At 68.7% G+C, this 21,071-nt stretch carries 20 protein-coding genes and 1 pseudogene; 3 read left to right on the top strand and 18 right to left on the bottom strand.

Annotated elements, in window-relative coordinates:
* Positions 1 to 4: 4 nt before the first annotated feature.
* A complete protein-coding gene (locus B840_RS05125) occupies positions 5 to 931 on the top strand; it encodes a spermidine synthase (RefSeq protein WP_084602802.1) in 927 nt (308 codons plus the stop codon).
* Between the two features lie 83 nt (positions 932 to 1,014).
* Here B840_RS05125 and B840_RS13050 read toward each other — a convergent pair.
* The 9 genes and pseudogenes from B840_RS13050 to B840_RS05085 form a co-directional block, all read right to left on the bottom strand.
* A pseudogene (locus tag B840_RS13050) lies at positions 1,015 to 1,304 on the bottom strand (transposase); the annotation flags it as partial.
* A 120-nt stretch (positions 1,305 to 1,424) separates the two neighbouring features.
* Positions 1,425 to 1,754 (bottom strand): hypothetical protein, encoded by a 330-nt coding sequence (locus tag B840_RS05120; RefSeq protein ID WP_156971849.1) that lies wholly within the window; start codon positions 1,752 to 1,754, stop codon positions 1,425 to 1,427.
* Positions 1,755 to 2,127: 373 nt separating this feature from the next.
* Positions 2,128 to 3,147, bottom strand: a complete 1,020-nt coding sequence (locus tag B840_RS05115; RefSeq protein ID WP_042621252.1) for a glycoside hydrolase family 25 protein — start codon at positions 3,145 to 3,147, stop codon at positions 2,128 to 2,130.
* Positions 3,148 to 3,220: 73 nt separating this feature from the next.
* Positions 3,221 to 4,357 carry a cysteine desulfurase family protein gene (locus B840_RS05110; RefSeq protein WP_042621251.1) on the bottom strand — a complete coding sequence of 379 codons (1,137 nt, stop codon included), beginning with the start codon at positions 4,355 to 4,357 and terminating at the stop codon, positions 3,221 to 3,223.
* Positions 4,357 to 5,313: an electron transfer flavoprotein subunit alpha/FixB family protein gene (locus B840_RS05105; protein WP_042621250.1), complete on the bottom strand. Its 957-nt coding sequence runs from the start codon at positions 5,311 to 5,313 to the stop codon at positions 4,357 to 4,359. The genes B840_RS05110 and B840_RS05105 overlap by 1 nt, the downstream gene beginning before the upstream one ends.
* A 32-nt stretch (positions 5,314 to 5,345) precedes the next feature.
* Positions 5,346 to 6,143 (bottom strand): electron transfer flavoprotein subunit beta/FixA family protein, encoded by a 798-nt coding sequence (locus B840_RS05100; protein ID WP_042621249.1) that lies wholly within the window; start codon positions 6,141 to 6,143, stop codon positions 5,346 to 5,348.
* A gap of 83 nt (positions 6,144 to 6,226) precedes the next feature.
* Positions 6,227 to 7,387, bottom strand: a complete 1,161-nt coding sequence (locus B840_RS05095) for a THUMP-like domain-containing protein (protein WP_042621248.1) — start codon at positions 7,385 to 7,387, stop codon at positions 6,227 to 6,229.
* Entirely contained in the window at positions 7,387 to 8,202 is an 816-nt protein-coding gene (locus B840_RS05090; protein ID WP_229676574.1) for an NUDIX hydrolase, read from the bottom strand. The genes B840_RS05095 and B840_RS05090 overlap by 1 nt, the downstream gene beginning before the upstream one ends.
* Positions 8,203 to 8,263: 61 nt before the next feature.
* A complete protein-coding gene (locus B840_RS05085; protein ID WP_042621246.1) occupies positions 8,264 to 9,106 on the bottom strand; it encodes an ABC transporter ATP-binding protein in 843 nt (280 codons plus the stop codon).
* Between the two features lie 93 nt (positions 9,107 to 9,199).
* Between B840_RS05085 and B840_RS05080 the strand changes: the two genes are divergently transcribed.
* The gene (locus B840_RS05080; protein ID WP_042621245.1) at positions 9,200 to 11,218 is read left to right on the top strand and encodes a maltotransferase domain-containing protein; all 2,019 of its coding nucleotides are present in this window, start codon (positions 9,200 to 9,202) and stop codon (positions 11,216 to 11,218) included.
* Positions 11,219 to 11,325: 107 nt separating this feature from the next.
* Positions 11,326 to 13,536 carry a 1,4-alpha-glucan branching protein GlgB gene (gene glgB, locus B840_RS05075; RefSeq protein ID WP_042621244.1) on the top strand — a complete coding sequence of 737 codons (2,211 nt, stop codon included), beginning with the start codon at positions 11,326 to 11,328 and terminating at the stop codon, positions 13,534 to 13,536.
* A 67-nt stretch (positions 13,537 to 13,603) separates the two neighbouring features.
* Here glgB and B840_RS05070 read toward each other — a convergent pair whose 3' ends face one another.
* From B840_RS05070 to atpA, 9 genes are all read right to left on the bottom strand, one after another.
* Positions 13,604 to 14,509, bottom strand: coding sequence for a tetratricopeptide repeat protein (locus B840_RS05070; protein WP_042621243.1), 906 nt, complete (start codon positions 14,507 to 14,509; stop codon positions 13,604 to 13,606).
* A gap of 14 nt (positions 14,510 to 14,523) precedes the next feature.
* A complete protein-coding gene (locus B840_RS05065) occupies positions 14,524 to 14,823 on the bottom strand; it encodes a thiamine-binding protein (RefSeq protein WP_042621242.1) in 300 nt (99 codons plus the stop codon).
* 10 nt (positions 14,824 to 14,833) lie between these two features.
* Entirely contained in the window at positions 14,834 to 15,091 is a 258-nt protein-coding gene (locus B840_RS05060) for a hypothetical protein (protein WP_042621241.1), read from the bottom strand.
* A gap of 68 nt (positions 15,092 to 15,159) precedes the next feature.
* The gene (nucS, locus tag B840_RS05055) at positions 15,160 to 15,852 is read right to left on the bottom strand and encodes an endonuclease NucS (RefSeq protein ID WP_042621240.1); all 693 of its coding nucleotides are present in this window, start codon (positions 15,850 to 15,852) and stop codon (positions 15,160 to 15,162) included.
* A gap of 21 nt (positions 15,853 to 15,873) precedes the next feature.
* A complete protein-coding gene (locus B840_RS05050) occupies positions 15,874 to 16,338 on the bottom strand; it encodes a DUF2550 domain-containing protein (RefSeq protein WP_042621239.1) in 465 nt (154 codons plus the stop codon).
* Positions 16,339 to 16,550: 212 nt separating this feature from the next.
* Positions 16,551 to 16,922 carry a F0F1 ATP synthase subunit epsilon gene (locus tag B840_RS05045; RefSeq protein WP_042621238.1) on the bottom strand — a complete coding sequence of 124 codons (372 nt, stop codon included), beginning with the start codon at positions 16,920 to 16,922 and terminating at the stop codon, positions 16,551 to 16,553.
* 12 nt (positions 16,923 to 16,934) lie between these two features.
* On the bottom strand, positions 16,935 to 18,380 hold the full coding sequence (atpD, locus tag B840_RS05040) for a F0F1 ATP synthase subunit beta (protein WP_042621237.1): 1,446 nt from the start codon (positions 18,378 to 18,380) through the stop codon (positions 16,935 to 16,937).
* 3 nt (positions 18,381 to 18,383) lie between these two features.
* Entirely contained in the window at positions 18,384 to 19,361 is a 978-nt protein-coding gene (locus B840_RS05035; protein WP_042621236.1) for a F0F1 ATP synthase subunit gamma, read from the bottom strand.
* A gap of 57 nt (positions 19,362 to 19,418) precedes the next feature.
* Complete coding sequence (gene atpA / locus B840_RS05030) at positions 19,419 to 21,062, bottom strand: F0F1 ATP synthase subunit alpha (protein WP_042621235.1); 1,644 nt, start codon at positions 21,060 to 21,062, stop codon at positions 19,419 to 19,421.
* Between the last annotated feature and the right edge of the window lie 9 nt (positions 21,063 to 21,071).

Genomic DNA, 21,071 nt, shown 5'->3' with positions numbered 1-21,071 from the left:
GACAATGAGCCGCAAGAATCGACGCACCTCCCCCGCCGCCGCATCCCCGTCAGGTGCCGCCGCCGGCACCTACGAGATCTCCACCGGCACCGCCGAGCTCCTCCCCGACGACTTCTACCCGGACGCCTGGACCCTGATGATCAACGGCGTGCCCTCCTCCCACGTGCAGATCGGCCGCCCGGACGTCCTGGAGTTCGAGTACATGCGCTGGATCGCCGCGATCGTGGAGCAGCAGGTCGCCTCGCACCTCGACCCGGCGTCGCTGCGGGTCACTCACCTGGGCGGGGCGGCGTGCTCCATGGCCCGTTACTTCGCCCATCGCTGGCCGAAGTCCCGCCACACCGTCGTCGAACTCGACGCTAAACTTGCCGCCTACGTGCGCGAATGGTTCGACATCCCCCGCGCCCCCACGGTGAAGATCCGGGTCGGCGAAGCCGGCGAGGTCACCCGCGGGTTCTACCCCGCCAGCCGCGAGGTCATCATCCGGGACGTCTTCGCCGGAGCGAAGACCCCCGCCAGCTTGACGACACCGTCCTTCTTCCGCGCCGTCCACGACGCCCTGGTCCCGGGTGGTCTGTACGTGGCCAACTGCGGCGACTACTCCAGCCTCATCGCCACCCGGGCGGAGCTGGCCGGTATGGCGGAGGTATTCGACCACGTCGCGGTGATCGCCGACCCGCCGATGCTCAAGGGCCGCCGCTACGGCAACATCATCCTCATCGGCAGCGACCGCGAGCTCCCGGCGGAAGGGTCCTCGGAGGCGGCTTCCCTGGCCCGGGTGCTGCTCGGCGGCGCCGTGCCGGCCCACTACAAGGACGAGACCTGGACCAGGACCCTGTTCCGCGGGACTGCTCCGCGCACCGAGGAGAACCAGGGCAATGATGCCGCCCAGCCCGCCGATCCCCCCGGAGAAGGTCCGGACCCACGATGACCGGCACGGGCCCGGTGGTGGTGCTGGTTCATGCGCCCTCCTGGTGAGCGGTGTCGGCACCGATCACCACGCGGGGGCCATCATTGTTTTCGTCCGTTCCAGGCGTCGTATGGCTTCGCCCGGACCGCGCCGACCAGGCGGACGAGGGCATCGCGATGGGGGAAGATTCCGACGACGGCGGGGCGCCGGCGGATCTTTCTGTTCAGCCTTTCGGTGGGGTTGTTCGACCACACCTTGCGATCCCCACGCTCTTCGGGGAATGGGTGAACGCCAGCAGCTGATCCAGGGGTTCTTGCAGGTAATCGGCGACGTGTGGGAATCTCTTTTCCCACAACTCCCCCACGTCCCGGACCTGATCCCGTACCGACGCAGCAGCCCGACCGAACAGAACGCATCCGGCCAAGGGCAGAGCCACTATGACCGCAACGACCAACCCGAGCTTTTCGGGGTGCCAGCCCCGCCCTGGAACTTTCTGCGACCCCCTCGACAGGTCCTAGGCAATGGGGGCAGGGTGTGGCAGAAGGTCACGGGAAAGCCAGGTGAGGCCCCCGCCGACGGATACGGCTGGCCGGCCAGCAACCTGGCGCAGCTGAAAACCATCGGGAAGATCCCTGATTCCGGCGGCCGCGACGGCCAGCAGGGGAAGCGTATCGGCCCCGGCCCAGACAGGAATCTCCGGCAGATCGATCAGAGCTGCCACGGCGAGGACCTGATCGAGCAACTGGCGGGCCACCGCAATATCTTCCACCTGATCGATATACACAGCCCTGTCCGACTGCATGTCGCGCACTGCGGGAGGCGGGCTTTGTTCATTGTTAAACACGGAAGAAAGAATAACCTCTGCTACGTCAAACAATAAGGACAATTGCATAATTTGTTATCGAAAAGCCACCAATCTACGGCCACCACACCCTCCATCGGGGGCGAGAGGATGGTCACCCTCTTCATATTCGGTAAACAGGCGCAGTTATCCGGTTGACGAACTTCCCAACTTGCCCCTCCATGCCGAACCAGAGTGTCCACCACGGCAACGTCGGGATTCTCCGCAGAAATGAAAACCAGCCCGAGCCACCGAAATGGCGAACGCGGCCAGGTCATGATGCCCCCGCGATCCCCGGCAGAGCTGTGATCTCCGCCGGATCCTCGCCCAGCGTCGCCGACGCTGGGCGACCTGGCACCCGGGCCGAGGGGGAGGATCAGCCCGCGTTGGCCAGCAGGATGAGCAGGTCGCCGATGGAGTAGTCGGGGTTCTCCGCCATGACCAGCAGGTCGTCGACGGGCAGTTCCCCGGACTCCAGGAGGCCCCGGACACGGTCGGCGATCTCCCCGGCCACCGCCGGGTCGATGCCCGCCTGCCGGGCCGCGCCGGTCAGCGTGTCAGCGGGCAGGAGCCCGGACTCGACGGCGAGGATGAGGGCCGCCAGGGCGGTGTTCCCCTCGCCGAGGCCGTCCAGGACGGCGGGGCCGGCGCCGGATTCCAGCACCCCGCCCAGGTCGACGTGGTTGCCGGCGACGAAGTCGGTGAGCTGCCCGTCGGTGCCGTTGAAGAGGTTGAGGTCCACGGGGCCGTTGATGCCGGGGACCCGGCCGGCGTCGGAACGCTGCCAGAAGGTGAGCTGGTCCCAGCCGCCGACGGTCTCGGGCATGTCGTTCTGGTAGGCCGCCAGCCACAGCGGGTGGCGGGTGAACGCGTCGGTGTCGGCCAGGTGCTCGCGCCAGAAGTAGCGGTAGGTGTAGACCATCGGCGTGCGGCCGGTGAGGTGCTCGGTCTCCGCGAGGAAGTCGGCCACCCAGCCCTGCAGCTGAACAGGGTCGAGGCCCTCGTCGACCTCGATGTCCAGCACCGGGGGCAGGGAGTGGCCCGGGGCCGCCGCGAGGGTGGCCGCGTAGTGGGCGGCCTGCGCGCGGGCGTCGCCGGCGGGGCGGGCGTAGTGGTAGGTACCCACCAGCAGGCCGGCCTGGTGGGCGGCGTGCACGTCCTCGAGGTAGTGCGGGTTGACCCAGCCCTCCCCCTCCGTCGCCTTGACGAAGGCGAAGCGCTGCCCGTCGGCCGCGACCTCCCGCCACTGGATGGGGGCGCCGTTGCCGCGCTGGTGCCCGGAGACGTCGATCCCCGAAGGCGCAACCGAGGAGAACGCGGTGGCCGGGACGGCTGACAGGGTCATTGCGAGAGTGGCGGCGGAGAGGGCGGCGGTCATGCGGCGGAGAAGCTTCATGAGTTCCAAAACTATCGCACTAAACCACACCCGTCACATCTTTCACATGAATAACATGGCTCCCGCGTCTTCCTCAGCCCGCCATGCCCGCCGTACGGGCCCGCTCGGCCACGTCCCCGATGACTGCCAGCACCTTGTCGACGTCCGCCTCCGTCGTCGTACGCCCCAGCGTGAAGCGCACCGCCCCGCGCGTGTCGCATTCGCTGACGCCCTGGGCCAACAGGACGTGGCTGGCGCGGTTGACGCCGCTGGCGCAGGCGGAACCGGTGGAGGCCTCGACGCCGGCGGCGTCGAGAAGCATGATGAGGCTGTCGCCCTCCGCGCCGGGGAAGGACAGGTGCAGATGGCCGGGCAGGGCGGGTTCGACGGTGTGGACCATCACCTCATCGACCTGGGAGAGGATGCCCCCGCGCAGCCGGTCCCGCAGCGCGGAAAGACGCGCTGTCTCCGCGGAGATCTCCCCGACGGCCTCCCGCAGCGCCGCAGCCGTGGCCGCGGCAGAGGCCACGTCGGGGGTGCCGGGCCGGATGCCGCGCTCCTGGCCGCCGCCGTGGAGGACCGCCGCCGGCGCCGGGGAGCGCCTCGCCAGCAGCAGTCCGGCGCCGCGGGGGCCGCCGAACTTGTGCGCGCTGGCCGCCAGGGTGGTCGCTCCGAGCATGCGGAAGTCCACGGGCAGGTGCCCCACGACCTGGACGGCGTCGACGTGCACGGGGGTGCCCGCGGCCGAGGACCGTGCGATGACCTCCGAAATGGGCTGGAGGGCGCCGGTTTCGTTGTTCGCCCACATGCAGCAGGCCACGGCTGCGGGGGTGTCGAGGGCGCGCAGGTCGAAGACGCGGCCGTCGGAACCCACGGGCAGGAGCTCCACCTGCGCCCCGGACAGGCCCAGAGCCTTGACCGGCTCGAGCACCGCAGGGTGTTCGATCGGGGTGGACACCACCCGCTCCAACGGGGAGGCTTCGAAAAGTCCCGTCACCGCCAGATTGTCGGCTTCCGTGCCGGAGCCGGTGAAGATGACCTCTACGGGGTCGGCGCCGAGGAGCTCCGCGATCAGGTCGCGCGCGTCGTCGAGCGCCCGCCGGGCGGCGCGGCCGGAGGCGTACTGCCCGCCGGGATTACCCGCGCCGGAGTGCTCGACCCACGCGTCCACGGCGGCCTGCCGCATGGGCGTGGTCGCGGCGTGGTCGAGGTAGTGGCGCGCGCCCGGCATCAGCCGCGCTGGTCGATCTCGTCGATCAGGGCGGGGACGACATCGAAGAGGTCGCCGACGACACCGAGGTCGGCGATCTGGAAGATCGGCGCGTCCTCGTCGTTGTTGACCACGACGATCTTCTTCGCGGTCTGCATGCCGGAGGTGTGCTGGATGGCGCCGGAGATGCCCAGCCCGATGTAGAGGTCGGGGGAGACGGTGACGCCGGTCTGTCCGATCTGGTAGGTGCCGTCGTAGTACTCGAGATCCACGGCGTCGCGGGTCACGCCGACGGCGGCTCCGAGGGAGTCTGCGAGCCGCTCCACCAGTTCCATCCCCTCCTTCGATCCCACTCCGCGGCCGGCGGCGACGACCACCTTCGCCTGGGTGAGGTCGGGCCGGGAACCGCGCTCCGCCGGGGCGAAGCCGGTGACGGCGACGTCCTTGGCTGTGGCGGCGGGCAGTTCCAGCGCCATGACGGTGCCGGCGGCGGGCGCAGGGGCCGGGGCGGCCTCGACCGCGCCGGGGCGCAGGGTGTAGATCGGGCTGGCTCCGCCGACGGCCGCGGAGACCTGCACCTGGTCGCCGAAGACGGACTGGGCGGCGGTGCGGTCGGCGTTGATGCCGACGACGTCGCACAGCACGCCGGAGGCCAGGCGGGCGGCCAGGCGGCCGGCGATCTCGTTGCCGGAGGCTCCGGCGGCGATGAGGACCGGGCCCGGGTTGGCGGCGGCCAGTGCCGCCAGGGCGTCGACCTGCGGCAGGATAAGGCGTCCGGCGACGTCCGCGGACTCGGCGGCGACGACGGTGGCGGCGCCGGCCTCGGCCAAGGCCGGGGCGAGGGTCTGCGTGACGCCGGGGGCCCCGACGACGACGGCCGCGACCTCGCCCAGCGGGCGGGCGGCGGTGATCAGTTCTGCGGTGGTGGCGGCGAGCCCGGAACCGGTGTGCTCGACCAGGACATAGACGGTGGACATGGGTGTGCTCCCTAGGGGTGGGTCGAGGCGGGTCAGAGGAACTTCTCGGCGGCGAGGAACTCGGCGATGCGGGCGGCGGCGGCCCCGGCGTCGGCGCCGCCGATGACGTCGCCGGACTCGCGTGCCGGGCGGGTGCCGGCGGAGGTGACCGCGGTGGCGGCGTGGGCCAGCCCAACCTGCCCGGGGACGACGCCGATGGCGGCGATGTCGAGTACCGTGACGGAGTGCTTCTTGGCCGCCATGAGTCCCTTGAAGTTGGGGAAGCGCGGCTTCGGGGCCTTGTCGGTCACCGACACGATCGCCGGCAGCTGGGCGGAGAGCTCGTGGCGCCCCTCAGCGGTCTCCCGCACGCCGGTGACGGTCTGCCCTGCCAGTGCCACGGAGCGGACGTTGGTCAGCGCCGGGACCTGCCGGTACTCGGCGAGGACCCCCGGCAGCGCCCCCATCGCCCCGTCGGAGGAGGCGTTGCCCGCCACGACGAGCGCCACGTCGGCGACGGTGTTGATCGCGTTGGTGAGCACCCAGGCGGTGCCCAGGAGGTCGGAGCCCGCGATAGCCTCATCGAGGACGTGGACGGCGTCGTCCGCACCCATGGCCAGGGCCTTGCGCAGCGTCTCGTCGGCGCCGGCGGGGCCCATGGTCAGGGCGATGACGCGGTATGCGGCGTCGGGGTTGTCGTCGCGCAGTTGCAGCGCCTGCTCCATGGCGTACTCGTTGATCTCGTCGATGACGGAATCGACGTTGACGCGATCCAGGGTGTTGTCTGCCTCGAGGGCCTTCTGGGACCACGTGTCCGGAACATGCTTGACGAGTACCACGATGGCGGGCATCGGCAGTCACCTTTCGACGGGGGGGGGTTGGGTGGATGGCGAAGAGTCTACTCTAGGACTGGGCCGACCAGGTCAGGCAACCCTTATTTTCCCAGTTGCCGGGGGCCGCAGACCAGCGCCACGCCCTGCGCGCCGATACGCGTGCAGACCACCGCCAGCGACGCCTTCCCCTTCAGCTTGAGCTTCCTGCGCAGGGCGTCCGGGTCGACGTCCACGCCGCGCACGAGGATCTCCAGGCTGCCGACGTCACGGCCCGCCAGCGCCGCCTTGAGCTTCTTCAGCGGAACGACCTCCAGGATCTCGAAACCGCCGCGCCCGGCCGGGATCCTGTCGCCGGTGAGGTAGGCGATGCGTTCGTCGAGCATCCACAGCCCCTCCCGGTGCGCGTAGTGCCGCACCAGCCCGGCGCGCACGATTGCCCCGTCGGGGTCGACGAGGAAACGCCCCGGCGCCCCCGCACCGACGCCGTCCGGCTCGACGTCGGTGATCCGGTCGGTTTCCCCGCGGGTGATCACCACTGCCTCGCGCCGCAGCCCCTCGGCGAGCCCCGGCGTGTAGAGGCACGCCTCCTTGACGCCGCCGTCGACGCTGACCAGGCTCACCAGCCCGTCCCAACCGGAGAAGTCCAGGCCCGGCGCGCACTTCACCGCCAGCTCCTGGCCCGGCCAGGCGGCCAGGAGATCCGGCAGCGGCGGGAGCAGCTGGTCGGGGTGGGTGATACGCCGCCCGCCCGCCCGGCGCGCGGGGTCGGCGACGATGGCGTCCGCTCCCCTGCTCACCGGCACGGTGGCGTCGGCCTGCGCGAGCCACGCGCTGTCGCCGAGGTTGTGCCGCGCCATGCGCAGGCGGACCGCGTCGAGGTCGCTGCCCAGATACCGGAGACCCTCCTTATTTATTGACGCCCCCTCCGTCCCCACCGAGCACGTCACGTCGTGGACGAGCGCCCCGTCGCCGAGGGTCCGGCGCAGGCGCCGGGCGCGGTGCGCGGCGACAACCTGCGGGGTGGCCTGCTGGGCGGCGTCGAGGTCCGTGAGCCAGTGGGCGGGGAACTTGCCGCCCGCCGCGGCCGAGCGGCGCGCCTGCGTCAGCTCCGTCACGGCGCGGCCGTGCTCCCCGAAGCGTTGGCGCAGCGCCTCCGCATCGGCCAGCATGGTGGCGCGGGTGAGCGCGAGGCCGTCGGCGGCCGCGGCGATCTCGTCGGCGTGGGCCGCCAGGAAGGCGACCTCATCGAGTTGGAAGGCCATCAGCGGGTCGGCCGGATCCGGTCCACCCAGGAGGTGGTGAAGTACTCGGCGTAGCGCGGATCGTCGACGGGGTCACCCACCACCGGGGAGAGGTCGGCGGCGTCGGCGGCGGCCATCGCCTCATCCGCGGTGGGAAACCGCGCGAGGAAGGAGAGCTGGGCCCACGTGGGGATGGCGAGGCGGACGAGGCCGTGCCGCCAGCCGTCGAGAAGCAGCTGCGGAGAGAACCAGCCGGCGTCGTCCGCCTCGGAGGTGTCCCCGTCCGGGGACTGCCCGTCGGGTGCCACGGCGACGAAGGAGATGGTGTCGAACCAGTGGAGGTCCTTCCAGCCGCCGACCCAGCGGGCCCAGGGGCGCAGGCCGTCGGTGCAGACCCGCAGTTCATGCTCCATGAGCATCTCCGTCAGCGAGATGCGGTGGGAGATGAGGTCGACCCGGTCCTGGTGGTACGGGGTGACGTCGGCGATCTCGCTGCCGTCCTCGTGGACGGCGAGCAGGGTGCCGGTCTCCTCGAAGAGTTCCCGAACCGCGGCGAAGACCACTGCATGGGTCTGCTCGGATGTCAGCCCCAATCGCGCGGCGAACTCCTCGACGGGCTGCCCCGTCCACATCGCGGCGGTGTCCCCCTGACCGGACGGCAGGTCGCGGCGGTCCACTCCCCCGCCGGGGAAGACGGTCATGCCGGGGTAGTTGCGCATGGTGGAGACGCGTTCCTGCGCCCACACCTGCAGACCCTGGGCGGAATCCCGCACCAGGATGACCGTCGTGGACAGGCGGGCCTGGTCGTACCCGGTGGGCGCCTGACGATGGGGCACGGCCGATTCACCTCCGCAGATCAACGTGGACGGGCTTCTGTCACCGCTAGTCTAGGCCCGCTCACCGCCGGTGGGTGCCCGGGCGTCGGGTCCGGCGGGCGAAGTAGCGTTCGCCGATGCGGGAGACGTCGATCGGCTGATGGAAGGTCTTCGAGAGGTTCTCGCTGGTCAGCACCGTGTCGATGAGGCCCTGGGCGACCACCTCGCCGTCGTCGAGAAGCATGGCGTGGGTGAACCCGAAGGGGATCTCCTCGACGTGGTGGGTGATCATGACGATGGCCGGCGCGTCCGGATCCAGCGCCAGGTCCCCGAGGTAGCCGACGAGATCCTCGCGGCCCCCCAGGTCCATGCCGGCGCCCGGCTCGTCGAGGATGAGCAGCTCCGGGTTGGTCATCAGGGCGCGGGCGACGAGCACGCGCTTGCGCTCGCCCTCCGAGAGGGTGCCCCAGGAACGGTCGATGAGGTGGTAGGCGCCGACCAGGTCGAGGATCTCGTGGGCCTGCTCGAAGTCGATCTCCTCGTACTCCTCGCGCCAGCGCCCGAGCACGGCGTAGCCGGCGGAGACGACCAGGTCGCCGACCTTCTCTTCGAGCGGGATGCGGTTGCCCAGCGCCGCGGAGGAGACCCCGATCATGGAGCGCAGGTCCCGCATGTCGGTACGCCCCAGCTGCTCGCCCATCACGAACGCGCGGCCGGAGCTGGGGAACTCCTCGGCGGCGGCCATCCGGATGAGCGTGGTCTTGCCCGCGCCGTTGGGCCCGATGATCACCCACCGCTCATCGAGTTCGACCTGCCAGGTGACGGGGCCGACGAGGTTTCGTCCCCCACGCTTGAAGGTCACGTCGCGGAAATCGACCAGAAGGTCCCCGTTGGTCTCGTCATTGAATTCAGTCACATCCCCCATTGTGGCCGATTTCCCGCGTCCCCTGTGGAACTGACACAGCTGCACTAGGCTCGTTGGGGTAATTCCAACCCCTCTATGTGGAAGGTCGAATACATGACAGGTCGACTCGGTATCGATGACGTCCGCCCCCAGATCTCCGGGCGACTGTTCCCCGCCAAGGCCGTGGTGGGCGAGGTCGTCCCCGTCACCGCACTGGCCTGGCGGGAGGGCCACGACGCCATCGCCGCGACCCTGAATGTCACCCCGCCGGCGGGTGAGACCGCCGCCATCCACATGACGACCGACCCCGGCAACCAGGACCGCGTGCACGGCGTCTTCGTCCCCGACGCCCCCGGCACCTGGACTTTCCGCGTCGACGCATGGTCCGACCCCTTCGCCACGTGGCGCAACGCCGTCACCAAGAAGATGGACGCCGGCCAGTCCGCCGCCGAGTTGGCCAACGACCTGGCCCACGGCGCGGACCTGTTCGACCGGGCCGCGGCCGCAGCGCCTGCTTCGGTGGCCGGTGTGCTCGTCGACGCCGCCTCCGCCCTGCGCCGCACCGACGGCGACCTGGCGGGCCGGATCCGCATCGCCATGTCCGAGGTGGTCACCGCCGTCCTGCACGACCACCCGCTGCGCGACATGCTCACCCGCGGCCCCATCTGCGAGGTCAAGGTCGAGCGCCGCGACGCGCTGGTCAACTCCTGGTACGAGCTCTTCCCCCGCTCCACCGGCGGCTGGGACGCGGCGGGCAACCCCGTGCACGGCACCTTCGCCACCACCGCGAAGGCCCTGGAGCGGGTCGCCGCCATGGGCTTCGACACCGTCTACTTCCCCCCGATCCACCCCATCGGCGAGATCAACCGTAAGGGCCGCAACAACACCCTGACTCCGGAGTCCCACGACGTGGGCTCCCCGTGGGCGATCGGTTCCGCGGCGGGCGGGCACGACGCCATCCACCCCGAGCTGGGCACCGTCGAGGATTTCCGCGCGCTACTCGCCCGAGCCGATGAGCTGGGGCTGGAGATCGCCCTCGACCTCGCCCTGCAGGCCGCGCCCGACCACCCCTGGGCGACCGAGCACCGCGACTTCTTCACCGAGCTGGCCGACGGCACCATCGCCTACGCCGAGAACCCGCCGAAGAAGTACCAGGACATCTACCCCCTCAACTTCGACAACAACCCGCCGGCCATCTACGACGAGATCCTCCGCGTGGTCAGGTACTGGGCCGACCTGGGCGTGCGCACCTTCCGCGTGGACAACCCGCACACCAAACCGGCGAACTTCTGGCAGTGGCTGATCGCCCGGATCCACGAGACCGACCCGGACGTCGTCTTCCTCGCGGAGGCATTCACCCGCGCGCCGCGCCTCTACGGCCTGGCGAAGCTCGGCTTCTCGCAGTCCTACACCTACTTCACCTGGAAGACCAGCAAGCAGGAGCTGACGGAGTTCGCCTCCGAGATCCGCGACGCCGCCGACTACTCCCGCCCGCACCTCTTCGTCAACACCCCCGACATCCTCCACGAGTCGCTGCAGCTCGGCGGCCCCGCGATGTTCGCCGTGCGCGCCACCCTCGCCGCGACCATGTCCCCGCTGTGGGGCGTGTACTCCGGGTTCGAGCTCTACGAGCACGAGCCCGTCGCCCGCGGATCCGAGGAGTACCTCGACTCTGAGAAGTACGAGCTGCGCCCCCGGGACTTCGAGGCCGCGCTGGATTCCGGCACGTCCCTGGAGCCCTACCTCGCGCTGCTCAACCACGTCCGCCGGGAGAACCCCGCGCTGCAGCAGCTGCGCAACCTCCACTTCCACGACGCCGACAACGACCAGATCCTCGCCTACTCCAAGGTCGACCCGGTCACCGGCAACACCGTCCTCGTGGTGGTCAACCTGGACTCCTACAACACCCAGTCCGCGACGGTCACCCTCGACCTCGAGGCCGTCGGACAGCACCCGGGCGCCAGCTTCCCGGTCCACGACGCCATCACAGGCGCGACGTGGACCTGGGGCGAGCACAACTACGTGCGCCTGGTGCCCGAGGTCGACGTGGCCCACATCCTCATTCTCCCGAACGTCCCGGCCGATCAGCGCGAGCCGCTCGCGTGGCGCCGGGTCACCGACTACCGGGCCTGACCCGGCCCATCCGGCCGGCGCATTCCTGTAGCGTCGGGAATCAGCCGGGCGGAGCACTCCCGCCCTGACAACAACCGCATTCTCCTTCCCCCTTGTGAGGTCCCGCCATGCACGACGCCGACTCCGGTATCGACCAGCACCTGCTCATCCCCGCCCCGGACATGGAGCGCCTGCACAACTGCAGCCACCACGCACCGCACGACTTCTACGGCTGGCACGCCGTGGAGGGCGGTTCCGTGATCCGCACCCGCCAGCCGGGCGCCGAGCTGGTGGAGATCCTCATCCACAACGAGTTGCGCGCGGCCACCCCCGTCGGCGACGACGTCTGGGTGCTGGCCCTGCCGGACATCTACACCCCGGACTACCGCCTGCAGATCACCTGGCCGGAGGCGGGCACGATCGTCAGCGCCGACCCCTACGCTTTCCTGCCCACCCTGGGCAATTTGGACATCCACCTCGTCTCCGAGGGCCGCCACGAGCGTCTCTGGGACGTCCTGGGCGCCAACGTCCGCTCCTACGAGACGGCGCTGGGCACCGTCACCGGCACCGCTTTCGCGGTGTGGGCCCCCAACGCCATCGGAGTGGCAGTCGTCGGCGAGTTCTGCGTCTGGAACGCCTCCCAGTACCCGATGCGTTCGCTCGGCTCCAGCGGGGTGTGGGAACTGTTCATCCCCGACGTCGGCGCGGGCGCGGCCTACAAGTTCGCCGTCCAGACGAAGGAAGGCCACCGCCGCGACAAGGCCGACCCCATGGCCAAGGCCGCGCAGTGCCCCCCGGAGACCGCCTCCGTCGTGGTCGACTCCCGGTACGAGTGGTGCGACGGCGAGTGGCTGCGCAACCGCTCCTCCGCCGACCTGCTCAACGAGCCGATGTCCATCTACGAGGTCCACCTCGGTTCCTGGAAGATCGGCAAGGGCTACCGCGATCTGACCACCGAGCTGGTCGACTACGTGGCAGAGCAGGGATTCACCCACGTGGAACTCATGCCTGTCTCCGAGCACCCCTTCGGCGGTTCCTGGGGCTACCAGGTCTCCGGCTACTACGCCCCCACCGCCCGGTGGGGTTCCCCGGATGAGCTGCGCGCCCTCATCGACGAGTTCCACAACCGCGGCATCGGCGTCATCGTGGACTGGGTCCCGGCGCACTTCCCGAAGGACGACTGGGCACTGGCGCGTTTCGACGGTCCCGCGCTCTACGAGCACGCCGACTGGCGCCGCGGCGAGCAGAAGGAGTGGGGCACCTACGTCTTCGACTTCGGCCGCAACGAGGTCCGCAACTTCCTCGTCGCCAACGCCCTCTACTGGATCGAGGAGTTCCACATCGACGGCCTGCGGGTCGACGCCGTCGCCTCGATGCTCTACCTCGACTACTCCCGCGAGGAGGGCGAGTGGACGCCCAACCAGTACGGCGGCCGCGAAAACCTCGACGCCGTGCAGTTCCTCCAGGAGATGAACGCCACCGTCCACCGCACGCACCCCGGTGTGCTCACCATCGCCGAGGAATCCACCTCCTGGCAGGGCGTCACCGCCCCCACGGAGCAGGGCGGGCTGGGCTTCTCCCTCAAGTGGAACATGGGCTGGATGAACGACACGCTCGAGTACTTCAAGCTCGACCCGATCCACCGCGAGCACCACCACAACGAGATCACCTTCTCCATGATCTACGCCTACTCCGAGAAGTACGTCCTCCCCTTCTCCCACGACGAGGTCGTCCACGGCAAGGGCTCCCTCTGGGGCCGCATGCCGGGCGACGACTGGAACAAGGCAGCTGGCCTGCGCGCCCTCTACGGCTACATGTTCTCCCACCCGGGCAAGAACCTGCTGTTCATGGGCCAGGAATTCGGGCAGACCGGGGAGTGGGACGAGGCGCACTCGGTCGACTGGTCCAACCTGGAGGGCTGGGGCCACGAGTACCACGAGGGCATCCAGAAGCTCGTCCGCGACATCCACCAGGTGTACCGCTCCTCCCCCGCCCTCTACTCGCAGGACCACACCTACGAGGGCTTCCAGTGGGTCAAGGGCGACGATGCGGCGAACAACATCCTCGCCTACCTCCGTTGGGGCGCCGACGATTCCGCCCTCCTCGCGGTGGTCAACCTGTCGGGCAGCTCGCAGGAGTCCTACCCCCTGGGAACCCCGCGCGCCGGCGAGTGGGAGCTCGTGCTCAACACCGACGCCGCCGAGTACCAGGGCGCCGGCAACGACCTGCCTGCTGTCGTCAGCACCGACGCCAGCGGATGGGACGGATTCGAGCACAAACTGACCCTGCACGTGCCGGCCAACTCCGTCCAGTGGTACCGCCACCGCCGCAACAGCTAGCACCGGACAAACACCACGGCGCCCGCCGCCCCTTCCCGGGGAGGCGGGCGCCGTCGCGCGTCCGGGGTCAGAACAACGTCGAGGCCATCTTCGTCCGCGCGGCGGCGACGCGGGGGTCGGCGGCGTCGAAAAGCGCGAAGAGCTCGACGAGCCGGTCGCGCACCCGCATCTTCTCGTCGCCCGCGAGCGTGGTCATCAGGGCGATGAGGCGGTCGAAGGCGTGTTCGGGGGCGCCGGCGACCACCTCCGCGTCGGCGGCGGTGAACTGCTTCTCGACGTCCCCGGGGGCCGCGTCGGCGGCCTCGACGGGGTCCTCGGTCCGCGCGGCCGGGTCGAGGCGCTGGAGCAGCCGGGCGGTGTCCCGCGCCTGGCTGATCTCCCGGTTGCCCGGGTCCCCCGCCAGAATCTCGTCGTAGACGGCGATGGCGGCGGCGAAGTCGCCCGTGTTCAGCGCGGTCAGCGCCTGCTCCAGTCGCGGGTCCTCGGGCGCTTCCTCGGGGGCCGGCTGCAGTCCCGACAGCTGCGGACCCACCTGCGTGACCAGGGCGTCGAGCCAGGTGCGCAGCGCCTCGGCGGGCTGGCCGCCCTCGAACTGGGTGACCGGCTGGCCTCCGCCGAGCGCGATGACGGTGGGCAGGACCTGCACGCCGAAGGCCTGGGCGACCTCCGGGGTGACGTCCGCGTCGACGTAGCCGACAAGGTAGCTCAGGCCCGCCCCCTCCGCGAACTGGCGCAGGTCCTCCCGCAGCTGCTCCGACTCGGGGCTGCGCGGCGTGCCGACGAGCACCACGACCGGCACCTCCAGGGAGCGGTGGACAACGTCGCTCTCGAAATTCTGCGGGGTGACAGTGAAGAAGGGCGCGGGGCCGTCACCGGGCGCCGCCGGCTGGGAGGCCTGCTCCCGCGCCTCCGCGCGGGCCTTCACCTCGCCGAGGTCGATGGCTCCCGAAACATAACGGTGTGGGGTGTTCAAGGTGTGTGTTCTCCTTAATGCAGATGCTTCTCGAGGGATTCAACCTTCTGGTGGAGCTGGTCGCCGTACCCTGCGCGGATGTCCGCCTTGAGCACCAGGGACACGCGCGGCGAGACGGCGGCAACCGCCTCCGTCGCCCGTTTGACCACGTCCATGACCTCGTCCCACTCCCCCTCGACGAGGGTGAACATGGCGTTGGTCTCGTTGGGCAGCCCGGAATCGCGCACGATCCGTACGGCATCGGCGACGGCGGCGGACATCTCTGCGTCAGGAGTGGCGGTGACGGCCGGCGCCACGGAAAAGGCGATGATCATGGCGTCCAGGTTACCTGCGATCCCAGCAGTGGCGGTGCCAGTGGCGCCGGTCCTCTGCCCCGCGCCCTGTGTCGCGCGGCCAGGCGACGATATGCGCCACACCCGGCGGGATATTCTGGTTGCAGCCCGGGCAGACGTAGAACTTCGTCGCGGAGTGCGAGCCCATGTGCCGGAAGAGATACATCTCCCCCTGGGTCCACGAGGGGCCCTCCACCGCCTGGGTGCCGTAGAAGGCCGTGCCGTCGCGCGGCAGCTCCCGGGGGGTCATCGCTTCCCGACGCCCCCCGCTTCCCCGCCGCGGCGTCTGCCGCCGGGGGGTGTTCCGGCGCGGCACGGCTAGAACAGCCGCAGTTCGTCGGTCTCGATCCCGCGCAGTTCCCGGTAGTCCAGGGTCAGGCAGCGGATGCCGCGGTCCTCCGCCAGGGTGCGGGCCTGGGGTTTGATCTCCTGGGCGGCGAAGACTCCGCGGACGGGGCGGAGCAGTTCATCGCGGTTGAGCAATTCCAAGTACCGGGTGAGCTGCTCGACCCCGTCGATGCCGCCCCGACGTTTGACCTCCACGGCGACGGTCCCGCCGGCGCCGTCCCGGGCCAGGAGGTCCACGGGGCCGATGGCCGTGGGGAACTCCCGGCGGACGAGGCTGTAGCCGTCCCCGAGGGTGGTGATGTGCTCCGCGAGCAGTTCCTGGAGGTGCGCCTCCACGCCGTCCTTCACCAGTCCGGGATCCACCCCCAGATCGTGGCTGGTCTCGTGGTGGACGTTCTCGATGGTGATCCGCAGCTGCTCGCCCTTCGAGTTCTCCACGATCCACAGCAGTTCGCCGGTGTCTCCCCCGTCGATGTCGGTGATCGCCGTCTCCGTGAGCGAGCAAGGGGGCGTCATCCAGTTCAACGGCTTGTAGGCGCGGTCGTCGGCGTGCACCGACACTGAGCCGTCCGCCTTGATCATGAGCAGGCGGTCGGCCACGGGTAGATGGGCCTCCAGACGGCCGACATAATCCACGGAACAACGGGCGATGACTAAACGCATGCGCTACAGCCTAGCCCGACGTCACTTCCCCGACTGACCCCGGGTGATCCTGCTGCGCAGACGGTGGTGGTCGATGCGCTCCTGCCGCGCGTGCGGGGCGGATTCGATCCAGGCGGTCAAAGCCATGAGTCCGTGCTGGTCGAGTGCCAGTTCGTAGTGGGAGCCTCCGTCGCACAGGGTGGCGATGGCCAGACCCTCCGACATGAAGCCCTCCTCCTCCGGGGTCATCTTCCGGGGCTCGTGGAACTCCAGCCGCTGGCGGGTGAACACCTGATCCGCCATGGGAGAGATGGAGCGCAGTTTGAAGTACTCCAGGTCGTCGCCGTTGTAGCGGATCATGCCGTGGCGCCAACCGTGGACGCCCGATGCCGGAAGAGTGCGCAGGAGAATCGTCGAACCTCTGGACCGCAGCGTGAGGAGACGCCAGATGGCGAGCAGCACGGCCAGGACGGCCAACACAATCAGTACCCAGGCAACGATCTCCACGGAGATACCCCTTTCGGACGCTTGTCGGCTTATCGTAGCCCCCTGTCAGCCGATTACCCAACGGGCCGCCGCCGGTGGGAACAGCCGTGCGGAAGGGTGCCACCGGCAGATACGACGAAAACCGGCACCCGCCGCCGTTAAGGGCGGCGGGTGCCGGTCTGAGAGAGGAAGAGGCGGTGCCTCGGGGGACCTTGAACAGGTCCCCAGCCAGTTTAGGCCTCGGCCTTACGGCGCACGGCGCTCATCTCGGCCTCAGCGCGGGTGCGGGTGAACTCGTCCGCATCCTGGAGCTGGGACTCTGCGAGCGCAGTGTCGACCTCATCGGCCCAGATCGCGTAATCCGCGAGGATGGTGACCTTTTCCGGGGAGATGGAAAGGAAGCCACCGTGGACGGCGGCGACGAGCTTGCCGCCGTCGACCGGACGGATGGTCACGACGCCGTTCTCGCGCAGCTGCCCGAGCATCGGCTCGTGACCGGACAGCACGCCGATCTCACCCTCAGTGGTCTGCGCGGTGACGATGCTGGCCGAACCCGACCAGAGCATGCGCTCCACGGAGACCAGTTCAACGGTGATGTCAGCCATGTGCGTCTCCTCTTACTTGCCGGTGAGCTTCTTGTAGGCGGCCTCGACGTCGTCCAGGCCACCGAGGCCGTTGAAGGCCTGCTCCGGGTAGTGATCAAACTCGCCGTCGCAGATGCGCTCGAATGCCTCGATGGTGTGCTCCATCGGGACGTAGGAGCCCGGCAGACCGGTGAACTTCTCCGCGACGAAGAAGTTCTGGCCGAGGAAGCGCTCGAGACGACGTGCACGCTGAACCGTGATCTTGTCCTCTTCGCCGAGCTCGTCCATGCCGAGGATCGCGATGATGTCCTGCAGTTCCTTGTTCTTCTGCAGGATGCCGATCACGCGCTGCGCGACGGCGTAGTGACGCTCGCCGACGATCGACGGCTCGAGGATACGAGAAGTCGAGGTCAGCGGGTTCACGGCCGGGTAGATACCCTTGGAGGCGATCGAGCGGTCAAGCTCGGTGGTCGCGTCCAGGTGGGCGAAGACCGCAGCCGGGGCGGGGTCGGTGTAGTCGTCGGCAGGGACGTAAACGGCCTGCAGGGACGTGATCGACTTGCCCTTGGTGGAGGTGATTCGCTCCTGGAGGACACCCATCTCGTCAGCCAGGGTGGGCTGGTAGCCCACGGCGGAGGGCATACGACCCAGCAGGGTCGAGACCTCGGAGCCGGCCTGGGTGAAGCGGAAGATGTTGTCGATGAACAGCAGAACGTCCTGGTTCTGCACGTCGCGGAAGTACTCGGCCATGGTCAGGCCGGACAGTGCGACACGCATACGGACTCCCGGCGGCTCATCCATCTGGCCGAACACGAGGGCGGTATCCGGGAGAACACCCATCTCCTCCATCTCGAGGAAGAGGTCGGTGCCCTCACGGGTGCGCTCGCCGACGCCGGCGAACACGGAGGTGCCGGAGAACTCACGCGCGATACGGGTGATCATCTCCTGGATCAGGACGGTCTTGCCGACACCGGCGCCACCGAACAGACCGATCTTGCCGCCCTTGACGTACGGGGTCAGCAGGTCGATGACCTTGATGCCGGTCTCGAGGATCTCGGTCTTGCCTTCGAGCTGGTCGAACGGCGGCGGGTCGCGGTGGATTCCCCACTGCTCGCCGTCGCGGCCGAGGCCCGGCTCGTCGAGGCAGTCACCGAGGGCGTTGAACACGTGGCCCTTGACGACGTCACCGACGGGAACGGAGATCGGCTTGCCGCTGTCCACGACCTGGGCGCCGCGCACGAGGCCGTCGGTCGGCGCCATGGAGACGGTGCGGACGAGGTTGTCACCGAGGTGCTGTGCAGCCTCGAGGGTGATGGTCTTGGCGACTGCTTCGAGGGTGACCTCGACAGTCATTGCGTTGTACAGGGCCGGAAGCTCGCCGCGCGGGAATTCCACGTCGACGACCGGACCAATGACACGCACGACACGGCCGGCGCTGGACGCCTGCTGTGCGTTCTGCTCTGCGAGAGCTGTAGTCATTTTCTAGTCACTTTCTCCGCTTTCGGCGAGCGCACCAGCGCCACCGACGATCTCTGTGATTTCCTGGGTGATCTGTGCCTGACGGGCCTGGTTGGCCACGCGGGAGAGGTCCTTGACCAGCTCGGTCGCGTTGTCAGTCGCAGACTTCATCGCGTTACGGCGCGATGCGGACTCGGCTGCGGATGCCTCGAGGAACATCGCGTACAGACGACGCGACACGTACTTCGGAAGCAACGCATCCATGAGCGCATCGGCGTCGGGCTCGAACTCGACGTCCGGGGTGATGCCGTCCTCGTGGGAGTCCTGGAGGGACTCCCCCGTGTCCAGCTCGTCCAGACGCACGACAGGCTCGATCGGAAGCAACTGGTGTGCGACCGGAACCTGCGAGAGCATCGAGACGAACTCGGTGTAGACGACGTGCACCTGGTCGAAGCCGCGGATGTCGGCGCCATCGGTGTTGAGGCCCTTGCGGTACTTGGCCTCGCCGGTGGAGCTGGCGTTGAAGCCATCGATGAGGTGGTGGCGGACGTCGTGGGTGGCCTCCCAGGTCGGAGCCTGGGAGAAACCGGTCCACTGGCCCGCGATGTTCTCACCGCGGAACTTGTAGAAGCCGACGGCCTTGCCGCCCGTGACGTAACGGACGATCTCGTAGCCGGCCTGCGTCAGCATCTTCTCCAGCTCTGCAGCCTTCTTGAAGACGTTGTGGTTGTAGCCACCGGCCATGCCGCGGTCGGAAGTGACCACGAGAACAGCGGCGACCTTGCCGCCCTCACGCTCGTGCAGCATCGGGTGGTCGAGCGAGCTCGCCGACGCCAGACGCTCCATCACGTGGGACAGTTCCTGGGCGTACGGCAGGGAAGCCTCGACCTTGGCCTGAGCCTTGGTGATGCGCGAAGTCGCGATCAGCTCCTGAGCCTTGGTGATCTTCTTGGTCGAGTTGACGGACCGGATACGGTCGCGCAATTCGCGAAGACTAGCCATGGTTCACTCTCCTCCCTTCGTTTTTATTGACGGATTCAAAGTTGGGCATTGAGGCCCTTACTTCTTGGCCGTCTTGCGAGGGACGGTGAGCTGGGTCTTCTTGTGCTGGTCGCTGGACAGCGCCTCAACCTCGGGCTCGTTGATGACCGGGTGACCGTCAGTGGTCTGGAAGGTCTTCACGAACTCGTCGTTGGCGGCCAGCAGGGCAGCCTGGGACTCGTCGGACAGGGCCTTGCCGCCTGCGATCTGCTCGTAGATCTCCGGGTTGTTGGCGCGGAGGTACTCGTGCAGCTCAGCCTCGTAGCGGCGGACGTCCTCGACGGGAACGACGTCGAAGACGCCCTCGCCTGCGGCCCAGATCGAGATGATCTGGAACTCGACGGCCTGCGGGGTGTTCTCGGCCTGCTTCAGCAGCTCGACGAGACGCTGTCCACGCTCCAGCTGAGCCTTGGATGCGGCATCCAGGTCAGACGCGAAGGTGGCGAATGCCTCGAGGTCGCGGTAGGCGGCGAGGTCCAGACGCAGGGAACCTGCGACCTTCTTCATGCCCTTGGTCTGGGCGGCGCCACCGACACGGGAGACGGAGACACCGACGTTGATCGCGGGGCGGACGCCCTGGTTGAACAGGTCGGACTCCAGGAAGACCTGACCGTCGGTGATGGAGATGACGTTGGTCGGGATGAAGGCCGACACGTCGTTCGCCTTGGTCTCGATGATCGGGAGGGCCGTGATGGAACCGGCTCCCAGCTCGTCGGACAGCTTGGCGGCGCGCTCCAGCAGACGGGAGTGCAGGTAGAACACGTCGCCCGGGTATGCCTCGCGGCCCGGCGGGCGGCGCAGCAGCAGGGAGATCGCACGGTAGGCCTCGGCCTGCTTGGTCAGATCATCGTAGATGACCAGGACGTGGTTGCCCTGGTACATCCAGTGCTGGGCCAGGGCCGCACCGGTGAACGGGGCGAGCCACTTGAAGCCGGCGGAGTCGGACGCCGGAGCTGCCACGATGGTGGTGTAGTCCAGCGCGCCGTGCTCTTCGAGGGTCTTGCGGACCGCCGCGATGGTCGAGCCCTTCTGACCGATGGCGACGTAGATGCAGCGGACCTGCTTGGTCTTGTCGCCGGTCTCCCAGTTCGCCTTCTGGTTGAGGATGGTGTCGATGCAGACCGCGGTCTTGCCGGTCTTACGGTCGCCGATGATCAGCTGTCGCTGTCCGCGGCCGATCGGGGTCATCGCGTCGATGGCCTTGATGCCGGTGGCCATCGGCTCCTCGACGGGCTGACGGTCCAGCACGCCCGGGGCCTGCAGCTCGAGGACACGGAACTCTTCGTCCTCGATGGCGCCCAGGCCGTCGATCGGCACCGCCAGGGGGTTGATTACTCGGCCCAGGAACTTCTCGCCGACCGGGATGGAGAGGACCTCACCGGTCCGCTTCACTTCGTCGCCCTCCTTGAGGGTCTCGAAGCTGCCCAGGACGACGACACCAACGGTGTCAGTTTCCAGGTTCTGTGCGACGCCGATGACGCCGCCGGGGAACTCAAGCAGCTCATTCGCCATGACCGACGGAAGGCCCGAAACCTGGGCAATACCGTCAGCTGCCGAAATGACCACGCCGACCTCCTCACGGGAGGCCTCCGCGGAGTAGCTCGAGGTGTAGTTCGCTATCGCGCTACGGATCTCATCGGAGGAGATCGTCAGCTCCGCCATGTTCTTCCT

It is taken from the genome of Corynebacterium marinum DSM 44953 (assembly GCF_000835165.1).
Taxonomy (GTDB): Bacteria; Actinomycetota; Actinomycetes; order Mycobacteriales; family Mycobacteriaceae; genus Corynebacterium; species Corynebacterium marinum.
Note: the sequence above shows the minus strand (reverse complement) of the source record. Positions and strands in the feature narration are given on the sequence as shown.